27 protein-coding genes (1 of these 27 cut by a window edge) are annotated in these 22,748 nt (G+C 58.8%); 18 read left to right on the top strand and 9 right to left on the bottom strand.

What is annotated here, in order from left to right:
• Positions 1–559, bottom strand: partial view of an acyl-CoA dehydrogenase gene (locus LOY36_RS00555; protein ID WP_019651177.1) — the 5' end (the start) only. 623 nt of this gene lie to the left of the window's left edge; the window shows 559 of its 1,182 coding nt (coding positions 1–559); the start codon lies at positions 557–559; its stop codon lies off the left edge, out of view.
• A gap of 157 nt (positions 560–716) precedes the next feature.
• On the opposite strand from LOY36_RS00555, the gene LOY36_RS00550 reads away from it, so the two are divergent.
• The 10 genes from LOY36_RS00550 (at position 717) to LOY36_RS00505 (ending at position 10,570) form a co-directional block, all read left to right on the top strand.
• Positions 717–1,616 carry a LysR family transcriptional regulator gene (locus tag LOY36_RS00550; RefSeq protein ID WP_258671843.1) on the top strand — a complete coding sequence of 300 codons (900 nt, stop codon included), beginning with the start codon at positions 717–719 and terminating at the stop codon, positions 1,614–1,616.
• 433 nt (positions 1,617–2,049) lie between these two features.
• Positions 2,050–3,171 (top strand): Re/Si-specific NAD(P)(+) transhydrogenase subunit alpha, encoded by a 1,122-nt coding sequence (locus LOY36_RS00545; RefSeq protein ID WP_018927228.1) that lies wholly within the window; start codon positions 2,050–2,052, stop codon positions 3,169–3,171.
• A 15-nt stretch (positions 3,172–3,186) separates the two neighbouring features.
• The gene (locus LOY36_RS00540; RefSeq protein ID WP_007940759.1) at positions 3,187–3,510 is read left to right on the top strand and encodes an NAD(P) transhydrogenase subunit alpha; all 324 of its coding nucleotides are present in this window, start codon (positions 3,187–3,189) and stop codon (positions 3,508–3,510) included.
• Positions 3,510–4,958 carry an NAD(P)(+) transhydrogenase (Re/Si-specific) subunit beta gene (locus LOY36_RS00535; RefSeq protein WP_018927229.1) on the top strand — a complete coding sequence of 483 codons (1,449 nt, stop codon included), beginning with the start codon at positions 3,510–3,512 and terminating at the stop codon, positions 4,956–4,958. The genes LOY36_RS00540 and LOY36_RS00535 overlap by 1 nt, the downstream gene beginning before the upstream one ends.
• 188 nt (positions 4,959–5,146) lie before the next feature.
• Entirely contained in the window at positions 5,147–6,640 is a 1,494-nt protein-coding gene (locus LOY36_RS00530; protein WP_258671842.1) for an acetyl-CoA hydrolase/transferase family protein, read from the top strand.
• Between the two features lie 325 nt (positions 6,641–6,965).
• Entirely contained in the window at positions 6,966–7,181 is a 216-nt protein-coding gene (locus LOY36_RS00525) for a DUF1127 domain-containing protein (protein ID WP_018927231.1), read from the top strand.
• 340 nt (positions 7,182–7,521) lie between these two features.
• A complete protein-coding gene (locus LOY36_RS00520) occupies positions 7,522–7,839 on the top strand; it encodes a DUF2388 domain-containing protein (protein WP_018927232.1) in 318 nt (105 codons plus the stop codon).
• A gap of 107 nt (positions 7,840–7,946) precedes the next feature.
• Positions 7,947–8,264 (top strand): DUF2388 domain-containing protein, encoded by a 318-nt coding sequence (locus LOY36_RS00515; protein WP_018927233.1) that lies wholly within the window; start codon positions 7,947–7,949, stop codon positions 8,262–8,264.
• A 27-nt stretch (positions 8,265–8,291) separates the two neighbouring features.
• The gene (locus LOY36_RS00510; protein ID WP_019651180.1) at positions 8,292–8,612 is read left to right on the top strand and encodes a DUF2388 domain-containing protein; all 321 of its coding nucleotides are present in this window, start codon (positions 8,292–8,294) and stop codon (positions 8,610–8,612) included.
• Positions 8,609–10,570, top strand: a complete 1,962-nt coding sequence (locus LOY36_RS00505; protein ID WP_258671840.1) for a DUF4105 domain-containing protein — start codon at positions 8,609–8,611, stop codon at positions 10,568–10,570. Before LOY36_RS00510 ends, LOY36_RS00505 begins: the two co-directional genes overlap by 4 nt.
• A gap of 119 nt (positions 10,571–10,689) precedes the next feature.
• On the opposite strand, the gene trpA is transcribed toward LOY36_RS00505, so the two are convergent.
• Together trpA and trpB are read right to left on the bottom strand one after the other, a co-directional pair.
• A complete protein-coding gene (trpA, locus tag LOY36_RS00500; RefSeq protein WP_258671839.1) occupies positions 10,690–11,502 on the bottom strand; it encodes a tryptophan synthase subunit alpha in 813 nt (270 codons plus the stop codon).
• Positions 11,502–12,737 (bottom strand): tryptophan synthase subunit beta, encoded by a 1,236-nt coding sequence (gene trpB / locus LOY36_RS00495; protein WP_007940749.1) that lies wholly within the window; start codon positions 12,735–12,737, stop codon positions 11,502–11,504. Before trpB ends, trpA begins: the two co-directional genes overlap by 1 nt.
• Positions 12,738–12,849: 112 nt before the next feature.
• Here trpB and LOY36_RS00490 point away from each other — a divergent pair, with 112 nt between their 5' ends.
• Positions 12,850–13,743 carry a LysR family transcriptional regulator gene (locus LOY36_RS00490; protein WP_019651182.1) on the top strand — a complete coding sequence of 298 codons (894 nt, stop codon included), beginning with the start codon at positions 12,850–12,852 and terminating at the stop codon, positions 13,741–13,743.
• Here the strand turns inward: LOY36_RS00490 and LOY36_RS00485 are convergent.
• Complete coding sequence (locus LOY36_RS00485; protein WP_258671837.1) at positions 13,740–14,066, bottom strand: YqjD family protein; 327 nt, start codon at positions 14,064–14,066, stop codon at positions 13,740–13,742. The two genes, LOY36_RS00490 and LOY36_RS00485, sit on opposite strands and share 4 nt — an antisense overlap.
• A 156-nt stretch (positions 14,067–14,222) precedes the next feature.
• Between LOY36_RS00485 and LOY36_RS00480 the strand changes: the two genes are divergently transcribed.
• Entirely contained in the window at positions 14,223–14,438 is a 216-nt protein-coding gene (locus tag LOY36_RS00480) for a dodecin (RefSeq protein WP_018927240.1), read from the top strand.
• Positions 14,439–14,567: 129 nt separating this feature from the next.
• Positions 14,568–14,792 carry a DUF1161 domain-containing protein gene (locus tag LOY36_RS00475; RefSeq protein ID WP_018927241.1) on the top strand — a complete coding sequence of 75 codons (225 nt, stop codon included), beginning with the start codon at positions 14,568–14,570 and terminating at the stop codon, positions 14,790–14,792.
• A 62-nt stretch (positions 14,793–14,854) separates the two neighbouring features.
• Here the strand turns inward: LOY36_RS00475 and LOY36_RS00470 are convergent, their stop codons facing one another.
• Entirely contained in the window at positions 14,855–15,856 is a 1,002-nt protein-coding gene (locus LOY36_RS00470; RefSeq protein ID WP_019651184.1) for an LLM class flavin-dependent oxidoreductase, read from the bottom strand.
• A gap of 238 nt (positions 15,857–16,094) precedes the next feature.
• Between LOY36_RS00470 and LOY36_RS00465 the strand changes: the two genes are divergently transcribed.
• Together LOY36_RS00465 and LOY36_RS00460 are read left to right on the top strand one after the other, a co-directional pair.
• The gene (locus tag LOY36_RS00465) at positions 16,095–16,526 is read left to right on the top strand and encodes an OsmC family protein (protein ID WP_007940742.1); all 432 of its coding nucleotides are present in this window, start codon (positions 16,095–16,097) and stop codon (positions 16,524–16,526) included.
• A gap of 177 nt (positions 16,527–16,703) precedes the next feature.
• Entirely contained in the window at positions 16,704–16,937 is a 234-nt protein-coding gene (locus LOY36_RS00460; RefSeq protein WP_019580280.1) for a DUF1161 domain-containing protein, read from the top strand.
• A gap of 6 nt (positions 16,938–16,943) precedes the next feature.
• Here the strand turns inward: LOY36_RS00460 and LOY36_RS00455 are convergent, their stop codons facing one another.
• Both LOY36_RS00455 and LOY36_RS00450 read right to left on the bottom strand, forming a co-directional pair.
• Positions 16,944–17,363 (bottom strand): hypothetical protein, encoded by a 420-nt coding sequence (locus tag LOY36_RS00455; protein ID WP_258671836.1) that lies wholly within the window; start codon positions 17,361–17,363, stop codon positions 16,944–16,946.
• Between the two features lie 40 nt (positions 17,364–17,403).
• Positions 17,404–17,820, bottom strand: a complete 417-nt coding sequence (locus LOY36_RS00450; protein ID WP_019651186.1) for a hypothetical protein — start codon at positions 17,818–17,820, stop codon at positions 17,404–17,406.
• Between the two features lie 59 nt (positions 17,821–17,879).
• Here LOY36_RS00450 and LOY36_RS00445 point away from each other — a divergent pair, with 59 nt between their 5' ends.
• Positions 17,880–18,971 carry an aminopeptidase gene (locus LOY36_RS00445; protein ID WP_258671834.1) on the top strand — a complete coding sequence of 364 codons (1,092 nt, stop codon included), beginning with the start codon at positions 17,880–17,882 and terminating at the stop codon, positions 18,969–18,971.
• Between the two features lie 54 nt (positions 18,972–19,025).
• Here the strand turns inward: LOY36_RS00445 and LOY36_RS00440 are convergent, their stop codons facing one another.
• Complete coding sequence (locus tag LOY36_RS00440; RefSeq protein ID WP_258671833.1) at positions 19,026–19,676, bottom strand: HAD family hydrolase; 651 nt, start codon at positions 19,674–19,676, stop codon at positions 19,026–19,028.
• Between the two features lie 45 nt (positions 19,677–19,721).
• Complete coding sequence (locus LOY36_RS00435) at positions 19,722–20,267, bottom strand: gamma carbonic anhydrase family protein (RefSeq protein WP_007940736.1); 546 nt, start codon at positions 20,265–20,267, stop codon at positions 19,722–19,724.
• A 101-nt stretch (positions 20,268–20,368) separates the two neighbouring features.
• On the opposite strand from LOY36_RS00435, the gene prlC reads away from it, so the two are divergent.
• Together prlC and LOY36_RS00425 are read left to right on the top strand one after the other, a co-directional pair.
• Positions 20,369–22,420 (top strand): oligopeptidase A, encoded by a 2,052-nt coding sequence (gene prlC, locus LOY36_RS00430; RefSeq protein WP_258671831.1) that lies wholly within the window; start codon positions 20,369–20,371, stop codon positions 22,418–22,420.
• Entirely contained in the window at positions 22,417–22,704 is a 288-nt protein-coding gene (locus LOY36_RS00425) for a YheV family putative zinc ribbon protein (protein ID WP_019651191.1), read from the top strand. The genes prlC and LOY36_RS00425 overlap by 4 nt, the downstream gene beginning before the upstream one ends.
• Positions 22,705–22,748 lie beyond the last annotated feature (44 nt).

The following is a 22,748-nucleotide window of genomic DNA, read 5'->3' as shown; positions in this document are numbered from 1 at the left end:
CGTCCTTGGCCCAAACCACGAATACATCAGCGATCGGACTGTTGGTGATCCACATCTTGCTGCCGGTGAGGCTGTAGCCACCTTCCACTTTGCGTGCACGCGTAATCATCGCGCCCGGGTCGGAACCGTGGTTGGGCTCGGTCAGACCAAAGCAACCAATCCATTCACCCGTGGCCAGCTTCGGCAGGTATTTCTGCTTCTGTGCTTCGGTACCGAATTCATTGATCGGAACCATGACCAGCGAAGACTGCACACTCATCATCGAGCGATAGCCGGAGTCGACACGCTCGACCTCACGGGCAATCAGGCCGTAGCTGACGTAGTTCAAGCCACTGCCACCGTATTGTTCAGGGATGGTCGCACCCAGCAGACCCACTTCACCCATCTCACGGAAAATCGCCGGGTCAGTCTTCTCATGACGGAAAGCTTCGAGAACACGCGGTGCGAGCTTCTGCTGAGCAAACTGCTCGGCCGTGTCGCGAATCATGCGTTCTTCTTCAGTGAGCTGTTGATCCAGCAACAGGGGATCGATCCAGTTGAAGCTAGCTTTACCGCCCATGAGTGAGTCCTCTCGAATCGGGTCAAATAACGTGGATTGATCCTAGGCCGGGTTCGGCGTCCCGGCAAACGAGGTTTTCGCATACTGTTGTGCTAATTTCTCACTCCGAAACGTTGCAAAATCGCCTTTATGCAATGCATTAGTGAGGTTGACGTACATGCGCAGGAAGATCCCCAGCACAACAGCCCTGATCAGCTTTGAAGCGGCAGCGCGCCACGAGAGCTTTACCAAGGCTGCCCAGGAGCTTTCTCTCACTCAGGGAGCGATTTGCCGGCAGATCGCCAGCCTCGAGGAGTTCCTCAATGTCGAACTGTTCCGACGTTCACGGCGCGGAGTGAAGCTGACAGAAGCCGGGCTTTCCTACAGCCGCAGGGTGGCCACCCAACTCGACGCGGTTGAACGGGACACCTTGTCAGTGATGGGCCAACAAGGCGCCAACTCGATCGAACTGGCGGTGGTTCCGACCTTCGGCACTCAATGGCTGCTGCCACGACTCAAGGATTTCCAGCACAAACATCCGGAGGTGACAGTCAACCTCACCAACCGTACACGCCCCTTCCTGTTTGCCGATACCGATTTCGATGCCGCCATTTATTTCGGCGACGCCGACTGGCCAGGTACCGAATCCCACAGATTAATGGGTGAGAACCCGATGCCGGTGTGCAGCCCCACGCTGCTGGGCCAAAAAACCAACCTGAGCCCCGGTGAAATCGCCGAGTTGCCCTTGCTGCAGCAGACCACTCGCCCTTATGCCTGGCGCCAATGGTTCAACTCACAGAACCTGAATATCCCGCGAGACATGACAGGGCCGCGTTACGAGCTATTCTCCATGCTCGCCCAAGCGGCGATGCATGACATGGGGATCGCGCTGATTCCGCCATTCCTGATTCAGCGCGAATTGGTGGAGAAGCGCCTGGTCATTGCCAATGCCCAAGCACTATCGAGCATCAAGGCCTACTACCTGATGATTCCTGATCGAAAGGTCGAATCAGCCTCTTTGAAGGCATTTCGCGACTGGCTGGTAAATCAGGCACATAGCTACAACCTAGAAGGATAAAGGCTCACACTGATTAGCTGACCACGTAGTCAATAAAACAAAAGTACTACAGATATAAGTATTTGTCGCATATCGACAGACTGTACTGAAAACAGTACAAACGTCCCACAAGCGTTTGAGTACGTGGCTTTGAGCCTCTATTGGCAAGCAATGACAACCTATTCACCGTGCGGATGTGTAAATTCTTGAATTTTGGCAAAAAACCTTAGAAGCCACGGCCTGCAAGGGATTTATCAGAGAGGTGCGACATTCGGTCACGGGGTGACTTGTAGTTAATTTTCCGTCACCCGTCATAATCCCTTGAAGGGCACAAAGTTCGCCTGCAAAATGCCGCGCCCCGCCCTGATTTGGCGGGACCGTGCTGATCGGCCGCCCCAGCCGCACCATCCGAAGTGCCTGGGTTTACTCAATAAGATCACGCAGGAGATTTGACGTGCACATTGGTGTTCCTCTCGAAACCCAGACGGGTGAAACACGGGTTGCTGCAACCCCGGAAACCATCAAGAAGCTGATCGGCCAGGGTCATAAGGTCACTGTACAAAGCGGCGCCGGCATTAACGCCAGCGTTGTCGACAGTGCTTATGAAGCTGCAGGCGCAACCATTGGCAGCGCCAACGATGCGTTTGGTGCCGAGCTGATTCTCAAGGTGGTCGCCCCCAGCGACAGCGAACTGACGCTGATCAAGAGCGGCACCGTCGTGGTGGGCATGCTCAACCCGTTCAGCAATGAAACCATCGCCAAACTGGCCGAATGCGGCATTACCGCGTTTGCGCTGGAAGCTGCGCCACGCACCTCCCGCGCCCAGAGCCTGGATGTGCTGTCCTCCCAAGCGAACATCGCCGGTTATAAGTCCGTGCTGCTGGCCGCTCACTACTACCCACGCTTCATGCCGATGCTGATGACCGCCGCGGGTACCGTGAAAGCGGCGCGCGTGCTGATTCTCGGTGCCGGTGTGGCCGGTTTGCAGGCGATTGCCACTGCAAAACGTCTGGGTGCCGTGATCGAAGCGTCCGATGTGCGTCCTGCGGTGAAGGAGCAGATTGAATCCCTGGGTGCGAAATTCGTCGACGTGCCGTACGAAACCGATGAAGAGCGCGAATGCGCCGTCGGTGTCGGCGGTTATGCGCGCCCCATGCCGGCCAGCTGGATGCAGCGTCAGGCCCTGGCCGTACACGAACGCGCCAAGCAGGCTGATATCGTCATCACCACGGCACTGATCCCGGGCCGCAAGGCGCCGACACTGCTCAGCGCCGAAACTGTGGCGCAGATGAAGCCAGGCTCGGTGGTTGTCGACCTCGCTGCAGCCCAGGGCGGCAACTGCCCGCTGACCGTGGCGGACCAGGTCGTGGTCTCGAATGGCGTGACCATTGTCGGCCCGACCAATCTGGCCGGTGCGGTGGCGGCAGACGCTTCGGCGCTGTACGCACGCAACCTGCTGGACTTCCTGAAGCTGGTCTTCAACAAGGAAGGCCAGTTCGAAGTGAACCTAGAAGACGACATCGTCGCCGCGTGCCTGATGTGCCGCGACGGCCAAGTCATCCGCAAAAACGCCTAAGCAGGGATTCAGACGATGGAAGAGCTTATCTCCCCCGGTATCTACAACCTGATCATCTTCGTGCTGGCGATTTATGTCGGTTATCACGTGGTCTGGAACGTTACACCTGCACTGCACACGCCATTGATGGCGGTGACCAACGCCATTTCGGCGATTGTGATCGTCGGCGCGATGCTGGCGGCCGCTTTGACCGTAACACCATTGGGTAAAACCATGGGCACCCTGGCGGTGGCTCTGGCGGCCGTGAACGTGTTCGGTGGTTTCCTGGTCACCCGTCGCATGCTTGAGATGTTCAAGAAAAAAGCCCCGAAAGCCGTACAAGAAGAGGCGCCCAAGTAATGAGCATGAACCTGGTAACGACGCTGTACCTGATCGCGTCGATCTGCTTCATCCAGGCCCTCAAAGGCCTGTCGCACCCGACCACGTCGCGGCGCGGCAACGTGTACGGCATGCTCGGCATGGCCTTGGCGATCCTCACCACCATCGGTCTCATCTATAAGCTGGCGGCGCTCTCCATTGAGCAAGGCGGTGCTACCGCCGGCATCGGCTACGTCATCGTCGGTCTGCTGGCCGGCGGTACCGCCGGTTCGATCATGGCCAAGCGCGTTGAAATGACCAAAATGCCGGAGCTGGTCGCCTTCATGCACAGCATGATCGGTCTGGCGGCGGTGTTCATCGCCATTGCAGCCGTCGTCGAGCCGCAGTCGTTGGGCATCGTCAAACATCTGGGCGATTCGATTCCGGCGGGTAATCGTCTGGAGCTGTTCCTCGGCGCGGCCATCGGTGCAATCACCTTCTCCGGTTCGGTGATCGCGTTTGGCAAGCTGTCGGGCAAGTACAAGTTCCGCCTGTTCCAGGGCGCACCAGTACAGTTCAGCGGTCAGCACAAACTGAACCTGCTGCTGGGTCTGGCGACGCTGGCACTGGGTGTCACGTTCATGCTGACCGGCAACTTCAGCGCCTTTGCCCTGATGCTGATCCTGGCCTTCGTGATGGGCGTGCTGATCATCATCCCGATCGGCGGCGCCGACATGCCCGTCGTGGTGTCGATGCTCAACAGCTACTCCGGCTGGGCAGCAGCGGGTATCGGCTTCTCGCTGAACAACTCGATGCTGATCATTGCCGGCTCGCTGGTGGGCTCGTCCGGTGCGATCCTTTCGTACATCATGTGCAAGGCGATGAACCGTTCGTTCTTCAACGTGCTGCTCGGCGGTTTCGGCAACACCGCGGATGCTGGCCCGGCGGGCTCCAAAGAAGCCCGTCCGGTGAAATCCGGTTCGGCTGATGACGCCACCTTCCTGCTGACCAACGCCGACACCGTGATCATCGTTCCAGGCTATGGCCTGGCGGTAGCACGGGCGCAGCACGCCTTGAAAGAGCTGACCGAGAAACTGAGCCACCGCGGCGTAACCGTGAAGTATGCGATTCACCCGGTTGCCGGCCGGATGCCTGGCCACATGAACGTATTGCTGGCCGAGGCCGAAGTGCCTTACGACCAGGTGTTCGAGATGGAAGACATCAACTCCGAGTTCGGCCAGGCCGACGTGGTGCTGGTGCTCGGCGCCAACGACGTGGTGAACCCGGCAGCCAAGAACGACCCGAAATCGCCGATTGCCGGCATGCCGATTCTCGAAGCGTTCAAGGCCAAGACCATCATCGTCAACAAGCGCTCGATGGCCAGCGGCTATGCCGGCCTGGACAACGAGTTGTTCTATCTGGACAAGACCATGATGGTTTTCGGCGACGCCAAGAAAGTCATCGAAGACATGGTTAAAGCCGTCGAGTAAAAACCTTCGGCAACCTGAACGCCCCGACTCGTCGGGGCGTTTTTGTTTGCGTCTGTTACCGATCCTGCAAAGGTGTTTTGCCTGAAAGCACCGGAATAGACGCCCCGAATGCGACCTTGGTAGCGGGACGGGCGCCGCTCGAATTCACTAGACTGCGCACCTTGCTTCCGTTGCCCGAGATAACAATCATGTACCGTGACCGTATTCGCTTGCCTTCATTGTTGGACAAGGTAATGAGCGCCGCCGACGCTGCCGCTCTGATTCAGGACGGCATGACCGTCGGCATGAGCGGCTTTACCCGAGCCGGCGAAGCCAAGGCCGTGCCTCATGCACTGGCCGAGCGCGCCAAGGTCACGCCGCTGAAAATAAGCTTGATGACCGGCGCCAGCCTGGGCAACGACCTCGACAAACAGCTGACTGAAGCCGGCGTACTGTCGCGACGCATGCCGTTCCAGGTGGACAGCACTCTGCGCAAGGCGATCAATGCCGGCGAAGTCATGTTCATCGACCAGCACCTGTCGGAAACCGTAGAGCAGCTGCGTAACCAGCAACTCAAGCTGCCGGACATCGCGGTGATCGAAGCCGTGGCGATCACCGAGCAGGGCCATATCGTGCCGACCACCTCGGTGGGCAACTCGGCCAGCTTCGCGATTTTCGCCAAACACGTGATCGTCGAGATCAATCTGGCGCACAACCCGAATCTCGAAGGCTTGCACGACATCTATATCCCTACCTACCGGCCTACCCGCACACCTATTCCACTGGTGAAGGTCGATGACCGTATCGGCAGCACTGCCATCCCGATACCGCCGGAAAAAATCGTCGCGATCGTGATCACTAATCAATCCGACTCGCCCTCTACTGTGCTGCCGCCGGACGCAGACACCCAGGCCATCGCCGACCACCTGATCGACTTCTTCAAGCAAGAAGTGGCTGCCGGTCGCATGACCAACAAACTCGGCCCGCTGCAAGCCGGTATTGGCAGTATCGCCAACGCGGTGATGTGCGGCTTGATCGACTCGCCATTCGAAGACCTGACCATGTACTCCGAAGTGCTGCAGGATTCGACTTTCGATTTGATCGACGCCGGCAAGTTGAGCTTCGCTTCGGGCAGTTCGATCACCCTGTCGAGCCGGCGCAATGCCGATGTATTCGGGAATCTGGAGCACTATAAGGACAAGCTTGTGCTGCGCCCCCAGGAAATCTCCAATCACCCCGAAGTGGTGCGGCGCCTGGGCATCATCGGTATCAACACCGCGCTGGAGTTCGACCTGTACGGCAACGTCAACTCCACTCACGTCTGCGGCACGCGGATGATGAATGGCATCGGCGGCTCGGGCGACTTCGCGCGCAATGCGCACCTGGCGATTTTTGTCACCAAGTCGATCGCCAAGGGCGGGGCGATTTCCAGCGTGGTCCCCATGGTCAGCCACGTCGACCACACAGAACATGACGTCGATATTCTCGTGACCGAGATCGGCCTGGCCGACCTCCGTGGCCTGGCCCCGCGCGAGCGGGCCCGCGTCATTATCGATAACTGTGTTCACCCGGACTATCGCCCGGCCCTGAATGACTACTTCACTGCTGCTTGCGCAGTCGGCGGGCATACCCCGCATATCCTGCGTGACGCACTGAGCTGGCACATGAACCTGGAAGAAACCGGGCGCATGCTGGCGGTGTAATTGATACAGATAGCAGCTGACGCAAACACAGTTTCGTCAGCTTGCTATTGCAGCATTCTTTTCAATCAAAAACTGTACTGCTGTACCGGTCTTTTCCTACCGTAATTGCCTACATTTTCCAGTCAAGCGCCATGAAATGCACCATATTGGTGCCGATAGGTACAGTTGCCTCAATTTAGACCAGTACACCACCGTTTAACAGTTAACTGGTCTCTCACAATACAGGTGAACTGTATCTACAGAGACTGGCCAAACGAGAGGATCATTGGCATCAGTCAAAGTTAAACCACTACCTAATCCCGCCATAAGCGGAAGGATGTCAACCATGGAACGTACACTCAGTTCCGAGCTGTTCTTCGAAGACACTGCTGCAAAAACCCAGGCTTCCCTGCCTTTGCGCGTTATCGCCAACCTGATGCTGTGGCAGCGCCGCATCTCCAGCCGCCATCAACTGGCTCGTCTGGATTCGCGTCTGCTGGCTGACGCCGGGATTAGCGAAGCACAACGCTACGAAGAGCTGAGCAAGCCGTTCTGGCGCTAAGTTAGCGTCGCTGGCTCTGACCCACCGGGTCCACCGCCAGCAACCCGAATTGAACAAACAAAACCCGTCGTGGGAAACCACGACGGGTTTTGTCGTTTTAGGGCTTCATATTGGGGGCGTACAGAAGAGAAAATCACCGACAGTGACAGTTTTTAAATATATAAAAACAACCAGTACAGTTTATTCTAAGTGTGTCTGCGCTCGCCTGCATGAACAAGCGGGACTGTTCTAACCGATGTACGCAGGCCTAATATCTGTATAAACCGTGGCGAACGCTTTAAGACGACAGGCGTCTGATCCTGTGCCACCTCTCTATCGGTCTATCCAAAGGAGCTACCTCATGTCCCCCCTTCGCCTGCTCAGCGCTGCAGCCCTGCTTGCCATGGCTGCCAATGCCCACGCCTCCAGTTTTATCGTGACCACCGACTCCATCGTTAATGGCCTGAAGGCTTCCTCCGACGCGACTTCGGATGTCTCGTCCTCCTTTCGCGACAACAAAATCGTCCGCGCTGCCCGTGACGATGCCGCCAGCTTCGTTGCCAGTGATGGTGCCATCCGTGGCGTGAAACTGGAAAGCGCGCTCAACCATATCCGCCAACAGGCTCCACAACTGAATGCGACCGACGCACAGCTGGCCCAGGCCATCCTGACGATCTAGGCCACTGCGCTGAACCGGGACACGCCCGTCGTGTCCCAATGTTTCGGCGCTGGCTCTAGCCCGGGCATTGCGCTAGCCTTGGGGCTCGCTTTCAGCTATCGAGCCTCATGCGTTTTCTTTCAAGTCTGTTGATCACTCCGGTTTTTCTCGCGGCCTGCTGGTCGGGTTCGGCCCATGCCTTCGACGCTTTCAACCTGTCTACACAAGGCACCGTAGCCAGTGGTTACGCCACCAGCATGGTGACCTCCGCGCCCTTCGACCATAAAATGCTGATCGCCGCCCGGGATGACGCTGCAGCGTTCATCGCCAGTGACGGCCAACTGCGAGGAGCACAACTGGAATCGGCCTTGATCTACCTGCGCCGGACCCAGCCAAAACTTCATGCCAGCGACCTTGAACTGGCGCAGGCAATTCTCGTCCAATAGTTATCCTTGTTTCTCCGGAGTCACTCCATGCGTAGCCCGCTGATTGCTGCCACCCTTGGCCTGCTGTTGTTGGCCGACGTGGCCCAGGCCCACACCCTGGTAGCCACCAGTAACATGATCATTCGTGCCTCCCAGCGCACGCTTGATTTCACTTCCGATACCACCACGTCCATCCGCGATTCGAAGATCGTCCGTGAAGCCCACGACGATGCGGCCAGTTTCGTCGCCAGCGACGGTGAAATCCGTGGTGCACACCTGGAGGCGGCCTTCGACACCTTGCGCACCCGCGTACCGGAAGCCCGCGACGCCAGTGATCAGGTTCTCGCCGAAGCCATCCTCGCACTGTGAAATCACTAAGCGCCTGGCTGCTGGCCGGGGTTGTGTTGCTACTTGGCAACACGGCCCAGGCCGGCCTGCAATTACGGCTCAAGACCGACGGCCTGAGCCCCGCGCAACAGCAGGCCAGTCAGGCACTGCTCGATGAAGCCATGCAGGCGTTACCGCCACGCTTCATCGAGCAGCTGGACCGGCACATCGATGTCGGCTGGACCGACAACATGCCGAGCAATGCCTATGGCCAGGCATCGCTGGTGTCTGAGCTCGACCTGAATCGCAACCTGCTCGCCAGCCTCACCGACGGCAGCGCCGCGACCAAAAAAACCTATCGTCCCCACGGCACCGTGCGCCAGGAAATGCTCGCCACGGTGTTGCACGAACTCACCCACATCTACGACCGCGCACGCCTGTGGCCGGACGCCGAGCGCACACTGATCCAGCGCTGCACACAACGTAACAGCAGCTCTGGACTGATCGGCATCCCGGATCAGTGCCGCGGACAGACCGACCGACGCTGGACCCTCAGCGACGACCCTCGCCTGCTCGATCTGGCCGGCTGGCCGCAATACGTCGGTCGGCGCGGTGAGCGCGAACAGCACAACCGGCAGATTGCCCGCAGCCCGGACATCTACGAGACGAGCAGCCCGAAGGAGTTCGTCGCGGTCAACATGGAGTACTTCCTCCTCGACCCAAGCTATGCCTGCCGTCGCCCTGCGCTGTATCGCTACTACAAAGAACACTTCGGCTGGGCGCCAGCCGCCAAAGACACCTGCGCCCGATCATTCGCCTTCCTCAATGCGGGTAACGATTTCGCCAAACAGCCCTTGGGCCAGGTCGATCCGGAACGGGTGTATGCCGTCGACTATCTGCTGGCAGAAGCCAACCAGAACTGGGTCAGCCGCTGGGGTCACAGCATGCTGCGACTGGTGATCTGCGCGCCCGGTCGGCCTCGCGGGCCGGATTGCCGCCTCGATCTGGATCAACATCTGGTGCTGTCCTACCGCGCCTTCGTCGGCGACGTACAGTTGTCGAGTTGGGATGGGCTGGTGGGCAAATACCCATCGCGCCTGTTTGTGTTGCCGCTGGCCCAGGTGATCGACGAATACACCAAGACCGAACTGCGCAGCCTGGCCTCGGTACCGCTGAACCTGTCGCGCAGCGAGATCGAAGACGTGGTGGAGCACGCCGCCGAGATGCACTGGAGTTACGACGGCAATTACTTCTTCCTGTCCAACAACTGCGCCGTGGAAAGCCTGAAACTGCTGCGCAGCGGCAGCAATAATGCCCAGCTGACAGGGCTCGACAGCATCATGCCCAACGGCTTGCTGGAAGTACTCAAGAGCCGCGGACTGGCGGATACCAGCGTGCTCGACGACCCTCGCGAAGCGTTACGCCTGGGCTATCGCTTCGACTCCTTCCGCGAGCGATATCAAGCGATGTTCGAGGTGCTGAAAAAGCACTTGCCGATCAAGCAGGAAAAGGTCGAAGACTGGCTGGCATTGAAAGCTGATGAGCGCCGCAAATGGATTGACCAGGCGGACCTGCGCACCAGCGCGGCATTGCTGTTACTGGAGCAGGCGAGCTTCCGCCAACAATTAGTGTTGGCTCAGGACGAAGTCAAACAGCGCTATCTGGGTGCTCGGGAATTGAACAACGGCGGCATGGATAAAGCCAACGCGACCTTGCAGCAGATTCTCGCCAATAGCGGCTTCCTCAGCCGTCCGGCCGAACTGCTCGCCACCGGTGGCTATGGTTTGCCGCAGCCGAACGAATGGAAACGCCTGGAGTCGGAAAGCAGCCTGCGCCAGAAGCAGCTTCAGGTGCTGACCGGGGACCTCGACAAGGAAGTGCGAGCGCTGCTCGAGCCGAGCCGCGCTGCTGAAATGGCCGCCAACGAAGAGAACCTGAAACAGGTTGGCGAACATTTGAGGAAATTGCACAAGGCTGCAGGTGGGTTGGAGTTGCCCTGAAAGCAAAAGATCGCAGCACATACAGCAAAAAGGGCTTCAGAACGTAGTCCTGAAGCCCTCGGTCTTGCTGTTTAGTCTGTGCCGCGAAGCGCTAATTCCTCTGTATCAGGAACTTACCTTCAGCTGACCCGCGCCTTACGCACGCCCTCGGACAAGGCCGCGCACAGGCTGAGTACGCCCTCCACAGCCTGATCCGGGGTCGAGGCGTTGGCGATGTGATCGATCAGCGCCGACCCCACCACCACACCATCAGCCAGACGCGCGATGGCCGCTGCCTGTTCCGGTGTGCGAATACCGAAGCCGATGCTGATCGGCAGATCGGTATGGCGACGCAGACGGGTGACGGCCTCTTCGACATGTTCCAGAGTCGCCGCGCCCGCACCGGTCACACCCGCCACCGACACGTAGTAAACAAATCCGGAACTGCCATTCAGTACGGTCGGCAGACGCCCATCGTCAGTCGTCGGAGTGGTCAGACGGATGAAGTCCAGGCCCGCCGCCTGTGCCGGGTCGCACAATTCAGCGTTATGTTCTGGCGGCATGTCGACCACGATCAGGCCATCGACACCGGCTTCTTTGGCTTCAGCGATGAAACGCGGCACGCCGTACATGTGAATCGGGTTGAAGTAACCCATCAACACCAGCGGAGTCTCGCTGTTGCCTTCGCGGAACTCGCGGACCATTTGCAGGGTTTTCGCCAGGTTCTGTTTGGCGCCCAGAGCACGGATATTGGCCAGCTGGATCGCCGGGCCGTCGGCCATCGGATCGGTGAAGGGCATGCCCAACTCGATCACATCAGCACCAGCACCGGGCAAACCTTTAAGGATCGCCAAGGACGTGTCATAGCTTGGGTCACCGGCGGTCACAAAGGTCACCAGGGCGGCGCGGTTCTGTTCCTTGAGTTCGGCAAAACGCGTTTGCAGGCGGCTCATCAGTGTTTCTCCTGCTTGGACTGCACTTGTTGAGAGTTTTCCATGTGGTGCATCACGGTTTGCATGTCTTTGTCGCCACGGCCGGACAGGTTGACCACCATCAGGTGATCTTTCGGCAGGGTCGGTGCGCGCTTGAACACTTCGGCCAGGGCATGGGCGCTTTCCAGTGCAGGAATAATCCCTTCCAGGCGGCAGCACTTATGGAATGCGTCGAGGGCTTCGTCGTCGGTCACCGAGGTGTACTGGACGCGGCCGATGTCATGCAACCAGGCGTGTTCAGGGCCGATGCCTGGATAGTCGAGACCGGCTGAAATCGAGTGCGCGTCAATGATCTGGCCATCATCGTCCTGCAACAGGAACGTACGGTTACCGTGCAGCACGCCCGGTACGCCGCCGTTCAGGCTGGCCGCGTGCTTGCCGGTTTCGATGCCGTAACCGGCCGCTTCGACGCCGATGATCTCGACGCTCTTGTCATCGAGGAACGGGTGGAACAGGCCCATGGCATTGGAACCACCGCCGATGCACGCCACCAGGCTGTCTGGCAGACGACCTTCCTGGGCTTGCAACTGCTCGCGGGTTTCCTTGCCGATGACGGCCTGGAAGTCGCGAACCATGGCTGGGTACGGGTGCGGACCGGCCACGGTGCCGATCAGGTAGAAGGTGCTGTCGACGTTGGTCACCCAGTCACGCAGGGCTTCGTTCATTGCGTCTTTGAGGGTGCCGGTGCCCGCGACTACCGGGATCACTTCGGCGCCCAGCAGCTTCATGCGAAACACGTTGGCTTGCTGACGTTCGATGTCAGTGGTGCCCATGTAGATCACGCAATCGAGGCCGAAACGCGCGGCCACGGTAGCGGTCGCCACGCCGTGCATGCCGGCGCCGGTCTCGGCGATGATGCGTTTCTTGCCCATGCGCCGCGCCAGCAGGATCTGGCCGATGCAGTTGTTGATCTTGTGCGCGCCGGTGTGGTTCAGCTCTTCGCGCTTGAGGTAAATCTTCGCGCCGCCGCAGAACTCTGTCAGGCGCTCGGCAAAATACAGTGGGCTTGGACGTCCGACGTAATCACGCTGGAAGTAGGCCAATTCTTCTTTGAATGCCGGATCTTCCTTGGCCGCTTCGTATTCGCGGGCCAGATCGAGGATCAACGGCATCAGGGTTTCGGCGACGTAACGGCCACCGAACGCGCCAAACAGGCCGTTGGCGTCGGGGCCGTTGCGCAGATTAGTCTGGGTCATGGGTCGCTCCAGTTGTATTCGAGAGGTGACGATGGGGTTCACTCTACCCCTGACATCCCACGCTGAAAACCGATAAGATCGCCGCAACCTGTCAGGAAAACTCACAGATCCCATGAGCCATGACCTCCCCCCGCTGAACGCGCTTCGCGCCTTCGAAGCCACTGCCCGCCTGAACAGCGTCAGTCAGGCTGCCGAACAGCTGCACGTCACCCATGGTGCGGTCAGCCGGCAACTCAAGGTGCTGGAAGAACACCTCGGCGTGAGCCTGTTCATCAAGGATGGACGCGGCCTTAAACTCACAGATGCCGGCGTTCGTTTGCGCGATGCCAGCGGCGAAGCCTTCGAGCGTTTGCGCAGCGTTTGCGCCGAGCTGACCCAAAGCACCGCCGATGCGCCGTTCGTGCTCGGCTGCTCGGGCAGTCTTTTGGCGCGCTGGTTCATTCCGCGTTTGGGGCGCCTGAATGCGGACCTGCCGGATCTGCGTTTGCACCTGTCGGCTGGCGAAGGCGATCTTGATCCACGACGGCCCGGCCTGGATGCTTTATTGGTATTTGCGGAGCCGCCGTGGCCGGCGGATATGCAGGTCTACGAATTGGCCAGCGAACGAATCGGTCCGGTCATGAGCCCTCGATTTGCCGGTTACGAAAGGCTACGAGACGCACCGGCAAGCACACTGTTGAGCGAACCATTGCTGCACACCACCTCACGCCCGCAAGCCTGGCCGAGCTGGGCACAGCAAAGCGGCCTCGATGACAAGGCGCTGAAGTACGGTCAGGGATTCGAGCATTTGTATTATTTGCTGGAAGCAGCAGTGGCCGGGTTGGGCGTCGCCATCGCGCCCGAGCCGCTGGTGGCCGAAGACGTGAAGGCCGGTCGCCTGGTTGCGCCATGGGGCTTCCGTGAAACCCCGGCGCAACTGGCGTTGTGGCTCCCCAAGCGCGCCGCGGACGGGCGCGCCCGGCAGTTGGCGCAGTGGCTTAAAAACGAACTGCGCCAGACACCTTAATGACCGCGCTTGAACAATAAATAGGCCGCGAGCAATCCCAGCGCACCAACGGCAACACCGGCTGTAGTCCAAGGGTGTTCCTGGGCGTAGTCACGAGTCGCGATCCCGGTCTCACGGGTTTTGACCTTGACCTCTTCATAGGCATCGGCGAGCAGATGGCGTGAGTGTTTCAGCGCGTTCTCGGCGTTGCTTTTCAGCGTTTTAAGGGTTTTACGCGACTCGTCCGAGGCGTCGTCCTTCAGGTTTTCCAACGATTTCAACAGACTCTCGATCTCGGCTTCCATGCTTTGCAATGAGGCGTTGCGTAACGACGTGTTGGCCATGATGGCTCTCCTGCATTGTTGATGAGTGACGTGTGTTGGTTGGGACTTCAGGGGTTCGAGAAAGTGCAGTAAATCTGAACGTCGCTACGGATTGGTCGACAGAAGAAATAAGAAAAATCACTGCTAGGCTGTATTTCACACCTCAAGGAGAACGCCATGTCTGACCATCACACCTACAAGAAAGTCGAACTGGTTGGCTCGTCCACCAGCAGCATTGAAGACGCCATCAACAACGCCCTGGCCGAAGCCAACAAAAGCCTCAAGTACATGGAATGGTTTGAAGTGACCGAAACTCGCGGGCATATCAAGGACGGCAAAGCTGCACACTTCCAGGTGACACTCAAAGTCGGTTTCCGGATTGCCAGCAGCTGAGTTTGAGCCAGCCGTCTGAACTTGCACGCCGACCGCATGCCATAGGAAACAGCAAAGCGCTACAGGGAGAGCGCATCCAGTCGATAGCTGGATGCCCTCCCTCTATTGATCCGACCAAGGAGTGCACCCATGAAGAAGTTTATTCTGGCGGTAGGTTTGTTGAGCCTTGCGGGAACAGCCTTTGCCCAGGTCAAGTCGTGTGAAGAGCTGAAAGCCGAAATCGCTGCAAAACTGGACGCCAAGGGTGTTTCCAATTACACGCTGGAGATCGTCGACAAAGGCACTGCTGCCGGTGGGAAAGTCGTCGGAAAATGTGAGAAGGGCTCCAAGGTAATCGTCTACAAACAGGGCTGACTTCCCTCAATAACGAAAAGCCGACGCCAGGGCGTCGGCTTTTTGTGGATGCCGTTCAAGTGTCAGCCCTTCATGACCTGCGCCAACAGTTCATAGGAGTGCACGCGATCGGCATGTTCATACAGGTCACAGGTGAAAATCAGTTCATCCGCCTGAGTCTGTTCGATCAGCACCTCAAGCTTGGCGCGGATTTTCTGCGGGCTGCCGACCATGGCCAGCCCCAGGAAATCACCGACCGCTTCTTTCTCATGGGGTAGCCATAAGCCGTCCATGGTCTTCACGGGTGGGCGTTGCACCAGGCTCTGGCCACGCATCAACGCAAGAATCCGCTGGTACACCGAAGTGGCCAGGTAATCGGCCTGCTCATCGGTGTCTGCCGCCACCAGCGGCACGCCGAGCATCACGTAAGGCTTATCCAACACCGCTGAAGGCTTGAAGTGGTTGCGGTAGACGCGAATCGCTTCATGCATGAAGCGCGGTGCGAAATGTGAAGCGAAGGCGTAGGGCAAACCGCGCTCACCGGCCAGCTGCGCACTGAACAGGCTCGAACCCAGCAACCAGACCGGGACGTTGGTGCCGGTACCCGGCATGGCAATGATCCGCTGATCCGGCGTGCGTGGGCCGAGGTAGCGCATCAACTCGGCCACGTCTTCCGGGAAATCGTCGGCGCTGCCGGAACGCTCGCGACGCAAAGCGCGGGCGGTCATTTGATCGGAGCCGGGCGCGCGCCCCAGGCCCAGGTCAATCCGGCCTGGATACAGGCTTTCCAGAGTGCCGAACTGCTCGGCGATCACCAGCGGCGCGTGGTTGGGCAGCATCACGCCACCCGAACCGACACGGATGGTCGAAGTGCCACCGGCCAGATAGCCCAGCAGGACCGAGGTCGCCGAACTGGCTATCCCGTCCATATTGTGGTGTTCGGCGACCCAAAAGCGGTTGTAGCCGAATTTTTCGACGTGCTGCGCCAGGTCCAGGGAATTGCGCAGAGACTGGGCCGCACTGCCGTTCTCGCGCACGGGCACCAGATCGAGGGTCGAAAACTTGATCTCAGACAGTTGTTTCATAACCTGCTTCTCCAATGGGTAAGCAGGTTCTTTCAGGAACGAAAACCTGCCGAGTCTATAAGCGTGTTCTCTGCAATGAGGGCATATACCCGAGTTTCAATAGGAGAGACAAAATTCCTGTGCAATTAGAGGACTGATCAGATGAGGTGAACTTTGCCCGACGGTCTATCCTCAGAACCCTGGCAACCGAAAAACCACGAAGGCGCGACGTTTAGCGCCGGATCTTGAGGAGGCAGACATGGCTATTACAAAGAAAGCATCGGCTCATTGGGAAGGTGATCTGAAGACCGGCATCGGCTCGATTTCCACGGAAACCGGTGTACTCAGAGAAGCGCCCTACGGCTTCAAGGCCCGTTTCGAAGGCGGTAAAGGCACCAATCCCGAGGAGTTGATCGGCGCGGCCCACGCTGGCTGTTTCTCCATGGCGTTTTCAATGATTCTCGGTGAGGCTGGCCTCAAGGCCGACAGCATTGACACCAATGCCGAAGTCACCCTGGACCAGGTGGACGGCGGCTTTGCAATCACCGCGGTGAAACTGATCCTCAAGGCGAAAATCCCCGGGGCGACCCAGGCGCAATTCGAAGAACTGAGCAACAAGGCCAAAGAGGGCTGCCCGGTGTCCAAGGTACTGAATGCGAAAATCAGCCTGGATGCGACGTTGGTCAGCTAAACCGATAAAAGATCGCAGCCGTCGGCAGCGCCTGGATTATTGATTGATCGGTAGGCGCTGTCGAAAACTGCGATCTTTTTTGCGTTGAAACAAAACCTGGCTGGCGTAATTGTGGTCGAATAAATGACAGCAGCTTTAGCGCATCACCGTGCGCGCTGCCTCAAGGGAGCTTCAACCATGAAACGTTTTGCCTTGGCGGTTATCTGTTGCACGCTGGCCACATCGGCTCTCGCGGCACCGAAATCCTGTGAAGAACTCAAGGCCGAGATCGAAGCCAAGATCCAGGCCAATAACGTTTCGTCCTACACCCTGGAAATCGTCACCAACGACGAAGTGCACGATCAGAATATGGTGGTCGGCACGTGCGAAAGCGGCACGAAGAAAGTCATCTACCAAAAAAATGACAGTTGATTCGCCTCACATGAGGCAGTAGCTCTCGCGATCTTCGGCGACAATCTCCCGCTTGGCGTTATACAGCCGGGCGCTGGGGGTGAGCGCTATGGAGCGAGCTTCCAGCAAATAACGCTGGCCGGCCTCGAAATGGTCGTAATTGATGGTCAGGTAGCACAACCGCTCGAGCGGAGCGTTCATCAAGCCCAAGCCCCCGCTAAATACTTCAAAATCGAAACGCACTATCAGCTCATGGCTACCCGGGGTGACCTGGAAGTAACGACCATCGCGCAACCGCTGGTTGTCCAGCCGTTCGGCCATCAGTAGTTTCCCGCCGGGGCTTGGCGTGGCGAAGTCGACCCAGGCCATTTGCGGATTGACCGCCGGCAACGGGCTCGCACAGCCAACAAAGGCACCTGCAGCGAGCAACAGCAACAACCTGCGCATGATGAATATCCCAAGGACTGGTCATTCAGCATAGCGCCGATCAGGTGCGTTGGCAGCCCGCTGGCTTACCCTGCCCAATCACTTTTCGCTGCTGGTCATAGAGCTTTGCCCACGGCCGAAAGCCGATATTCCCCGCTTGCAGCTGATACCGCTGCCCGGCGTTGAAGTCCTTGAATTTCACATTCAACTGGCAGTCGCGCCACAGCGGCTCTGCGTCGGGGCCAATGTTGGTCGGCTGGACCGCGAACAAGTAGCGAACCTTCAGCTCATGGCTGCCGGGCTGCACCTGGAAGTAGCGCTTGTCGATGGAAGTCTTGTTATCGACTTCCAGCGCTTGCAGCGCGGTATCTTCCTGCCGTGAGTCCAGATCGATCCAAGCCTGGGAAGGATCAGGGGTAGGCAATCCGGCACAGCCGGCCAGCATCAGCAGGCCTCCCGTCAGCATCAATTTGCGCATAGCGGAGCTCCAATAGGCGGGATAGTCTTGCGGGCAGACTTTCCAGGGATTTTTTTATTTTGATCAGGCCGCGTCCAAGCCTTGGGTTACTTGATCGCGTTTTACGCATTTTGTTTCCGGGTGTGATTCTTTTGTTGCTCAACGGCTGCGCGAGCGTCAGCTATTACGGCCAATTGGCCAGTGGTCAGCTGCACTTGCTGCGGGCTCGGGAGCCGGTTGCCAATGTGATTGCCGATCCCGCCCGCGATCGGCAATTGCGTGCGCATCTGGCCCAGTCACAAAAGGCCCGAACGTTCGCCAGCCAACACCTGCATCTGCCGGACAACCAGAGCTACCGCTTGTACGCCGACATCGGCCGGCCATATGTGGTCTGGAATGTCTTCGCCACGCCGGAGTTTTCGCTGAAGCCACAGAACCATTGCTTCCCCGTTGCCGGCTGCGTCGCTTATCGCGGTTTTTACAGTCAGAGCGCTGCTCGCGGCGAGGCCGCCTTGCAACGCCTGCAAGGTATGGACGTGTCGATCGGCGGCGTCGAGGCCTATTCGACGCTCGGTTGGTTCAACGATCCGATTATTAGCTCGATGATGGCGTGGGGCGACGAACGGTTGGCCACGCTGATTTTTCACGAACTCGCGCACCAACGTTTTTATGTGAAAGACGACACCGAGTTCAACGAGTCCTTCGCCACGTTCGTCGAACAGGAAGGCACTCGCCAATGGCGCGCATTCCGAGACATGCCGCCGGATAATGGAGCGTTGGTACGCCAACGCGACCAGTTCATCCAATTGATTCTGGACACCCGCACCCGGCTTGAACGGCTTTACGCCCTGCCGCTGCCGGCCGACCAAATGCGTGAGCGAAAAGCGGCCGAGTTCGAACAATTGCGCCGTGAGTACAGGACCCTGCGTGACAGCCAATGGGCTGGCAACAATCGCTACGATGCATGGATCAACGCCCCGATGAACAACGCCCGATTATTGCCGTTTGGTTTGTATGACCAGTGGGTGCCAGCGTTTACCACACTGTTCAGGCAGGTCGATGGTGATTGGGTGAGGTTTTATGCGGCAGTGGAGAAGGTGGGCACGTTGCCGGTTGGGGAGCGCAAGGCGGCGTTGAGGGCGTTGGCAGGATCAGCGAATTCCGGTGGCTGAACGGGCCCCTTCGCAGGCGGTGCGGCGATCCGACTTGCCCGCGAAGGGATTTGATCAGCGCTGCAGAAACGCCTGATGCAACTCACCCAGCGTCTCGAAGTGATACGCCGGTGCTTCGGCGCTCAATTCTTCCCGGCTGCCAAACCCATAACCCACCGCTGCCGCGTCCAGCCCATTGCTGCGGGCACCGATCAGGTCGTGCTTACGGTCGCCGATCATCAGCGTATTGGCCGGGTCGAGACCTTCTTCGGCCATCAAGTGTGCAATCAGCTCGACCTTGTTGGTCCGCGTGCCATCCAGCTCACTGCCATAAATCATCTTGAAATGCTTGGCGAAGTCGAAGTGCCGGGCAATTTCCCGGGCGAAAACCCATGGCTTGGAGGTCGCGATGTACAGCTGCCGCCCTTGGCCACCGAGGGTTTCCAGTAGAGGCGTGACGCCGTCGAACACGCGGTTTTCATACAGGCCGGTGACCTTGAAGCGTTCACGATAGAAGTTCACTGCCTCCCAGGCCTTGGGTTCGTCGAAGTCATAGAACTGCATGAACGCCTGCAACAATGGCGGGCCAATGAAATGTTCGAGCCTGGTCAGGTCCGGTTCATCGATACCCAGTTTGCTCAGGGCGAACTGGATGGAGCGGGTGATGCCTTCGCGCGGGTCGGTCAGCGTGCCATCGAGGTCGAACAATACGGTTTGGTAATGCATGGAAATTCCTGAGCAATAGCGAGACGCTTTCCGTTATCAAGAGGCTTAGAGCTGGTCGTAGCCTTCGGCCAGATGCAGGTCCTTGAGCTTCACGTAATTCGCCGCGCTGTAGGTGAAAAAGGCTTTTTCCTTGTCCGTCAGCGGCCGGATCTGCTTCACCGGGCTCCCGACATAAAGAAAACCGCTTTCCAGGCGCTTACCCGGTGGCACCAGGCTACCGGCGCCGATGATCACATCGTCCTCGACCACCGCACCGTCCATGACGATGCTGCCCATGCCGATCAGAATCCGGTTGCCCACGGCGCAACCATGAAGCATGACTTTATGCGCGATGGTTACATCGTCACCGATCAGTAACGGAAAGCCATCGGGGTTGAATGGCCCTGCATGGGTGATGTGCAACACACAGCCGTCCTGCACGCTGGTACGCGCACCGATCCGGATGCGATGCATGTCGCCGCGGATCACCGTCAGCGGCCAGACGGAGCTGTCTTCGCCGATTTCGACGTCGCCGATCACCACTGCCGAGCCGTCGACAAAAGCGCCTTTGCCCAGCAGCGGCGTGTAGTTCTGATACTTGCGAAGGGTCACGATAGGGTTTCTCTCTGTTGCCGATAGCTGCGGTGAGCGTCGATTGTAATTAAGATGGGCGCATGTTTCTTCCCGCATGTTTTCCAGCCAAGGTGCCAACCGTGAGCGTGAACAACCCTCTTCTGCAGTCCTACGACCTGCCGCCGTTCTCGGCGATCCGTGCCGAACACGTGCAACCGGCCATTGAAAAAATCCTGGCTGACAACCGCGCCGCCATTGTCGAAATCCTCAAGACTCAGGCCAAACAACCGACCTGGGCCGGCTTGGTGCTGGCGATGGACGAACTCAACGATCGTCTGGGCGCCGCCTGGAGCCCGGTCAGCCACCTCAATGCCGTGTGCAACAGCGCTGAGTTGCGCGAGGCTTACGAGTCCTGCCTGCCGGCCCTGAGCGCCTACGCCACCGAGCTGGGCCAGAACCGTGAACTGTTTCAGGCCTATGAAGCGCTGGCGAACAGTCCTGAGGCCGCCGGTTTCGACGTGGCGCAGAAAACCATCCTGGAGCATGCCCTGCGTGACTTCCGCCTGTCGGGTATCGACTTGCCTGAAGCCGAACAAAAACGTTACGCCGACGTGCAGAGCAAACTGTCGGAGCTGGGCAGTCGCTTCTCCAACCAGTTGCTCGACGCCACCCAGGCCTGGACCAAGCACATCACTGACGAGGCCGCCCTCGCCGGCCTGACCGATTCGGCCAAGGCGCAAATGGCCGCCGCCGCGCAAGCCAAAGACCTCGACGGCTGGCTGATCACCCTGGAATTCCCGAGTTACTACGCGGTGATGACCTACGCCCAGGACCGTGCCCTGCGCGAAGAAGTCTACGCCGCCTACTGCACCCGTGCGTCGGACCAAGGCCCGAATGCCGGTCAGAACGATAACGGCCCGGTTATGGAAGAAATCCTCGACCTGCGTCAGGAACTGGCAAAACTGTTGGGCTTCACCAGCTTCTCGGAGCTGAGCCTGGCGACCAAAATGGCCGAATCCAGCGATCAGGTACTCAGTTTCCTGCGCGACCTGGCCAAGCGCAGCAAGCCGTTCGCCGTCCGAGATCTGGAGCAGCTCAAGGCCTACGCCGCCGAACAGGGTTGCCCGGACCTGCAAAGCTGGGACAGCGGTTTCTACGGTGAAAAACTTCGCGAGCAACGCTACAGCGTCGCCCAGGAAACCCTTCGCGCGTACTTCCCGATCGACAAGGTTCTGGGTGGGCTGTTCGCCATCGTCCAGCGCCTGTACGGCATCGAGATCGCCGAGCTGAAAGGCTTCGATACCTGGCACCCGGATGTTCGCCTGTTCGAAATCAAGGAAAACGGCCAGCACGTCGGCCGCTTCTTCTTCGACCTCTATGCCCGCGCCAACAAGCGTGGCGGTGCCTGGATGGACGGCGCCCGCGATCACCGCCGCACAATCAATGGTGTGCTGCAAAGCCCGGTGGCGAACCTGGTGTGCAACTTCACCCCAGCCGACAGCGGTAAACCAGCCCTGCTGACCCACGACGAAGTGACCACCCTGTTCCATGAATTCGGTCACGGCCTGCATCACCTGCTGACCCGTGTCGAGCACGCTGGCGTATCCGGCATCAACGGCGTGGCCTGGGATGCGGTCGAGCTGCCAAGCCAGTTCATGGAAAACTGGTGCTGGGAGCCGGAAGGTCTGGCACTGATTTCCGGTCACTACGAAACCGGCAAACCGTTGCCTCAGGATCTGCTGGAGAAAATGCTCGCGGCGAAGAACTTCCAGTCCGGCCTGATGATGGTCCGCCAACTGGAGTTCTCGCTGTTCGACTTCGAGCTGCACGCCACCCACGGCGACGGCCGCAGCGTGCTGCAAGTGCTCGAAGGCGTGCGTGATGAGGTTTCGGTCATGCGTCCACCGGCCTACAACCGTTTCCCCAACAGCTTCGCTCACATCTTCGCCGGTGGTTACGCAGCGGGTTACTACAGCTACAAGTGGGCTGAAGTGTTGTCGGCCGATGCCTTCTCGAAGTTCGAAGAAGACGGCGTGCTCAATGCCCAGACCGGTCGTGCCTTCCGCGAAGCGATCCTGGCACGAGGTGGTTCCCAGGAACCGATGGTGCTGTTCGTCGACTTCCGTGGCCGTGCGCCATCGATTGACGCACTCTTGCGCCACAGCGGCCTGACCGAGGACGCGGCAGCATGAGTGAGGGACCTGTGATTACCAAAAAACGCTTTATCGCCGGGGCGGTCTGCCCGGCCTGCAGCGAGCCGGACAAATTGATGATGTGGAACGAAGACACCGTTCCGCATCGCGAATGCGTAGCCTGCGGTTATTCCGACACGCTGAATGAACAAGGTCTGTCGGTGCCCAAGGAATTGGGCACCCGGGTTAACACCTCGGCACTCAAGGTGCCGGACGCCAAGGTTCAGGCCGTACAGTTTTTCCCGAACCCGAAGCTGAAGAAAAAGCCTGACGAGCAAAACTGACTGGAACACCACCTTTCACTCCCGTGGAAGGTGGTATCTATCTA

It is taken from the genome of Pseudomonas sp. B21-019, from assembly GCF_024749225.1.
Lineage (GTDB): Bacteria > Pseudomonadota > Gammaproteobacteria > Pseudomonadales > Pseudomonadaceae > Aquipseudomonas.
Note: the sequence above shows the minus strand (reverse complement) of the source record. Positions and strands in the feature narration are given on the sequence as shown.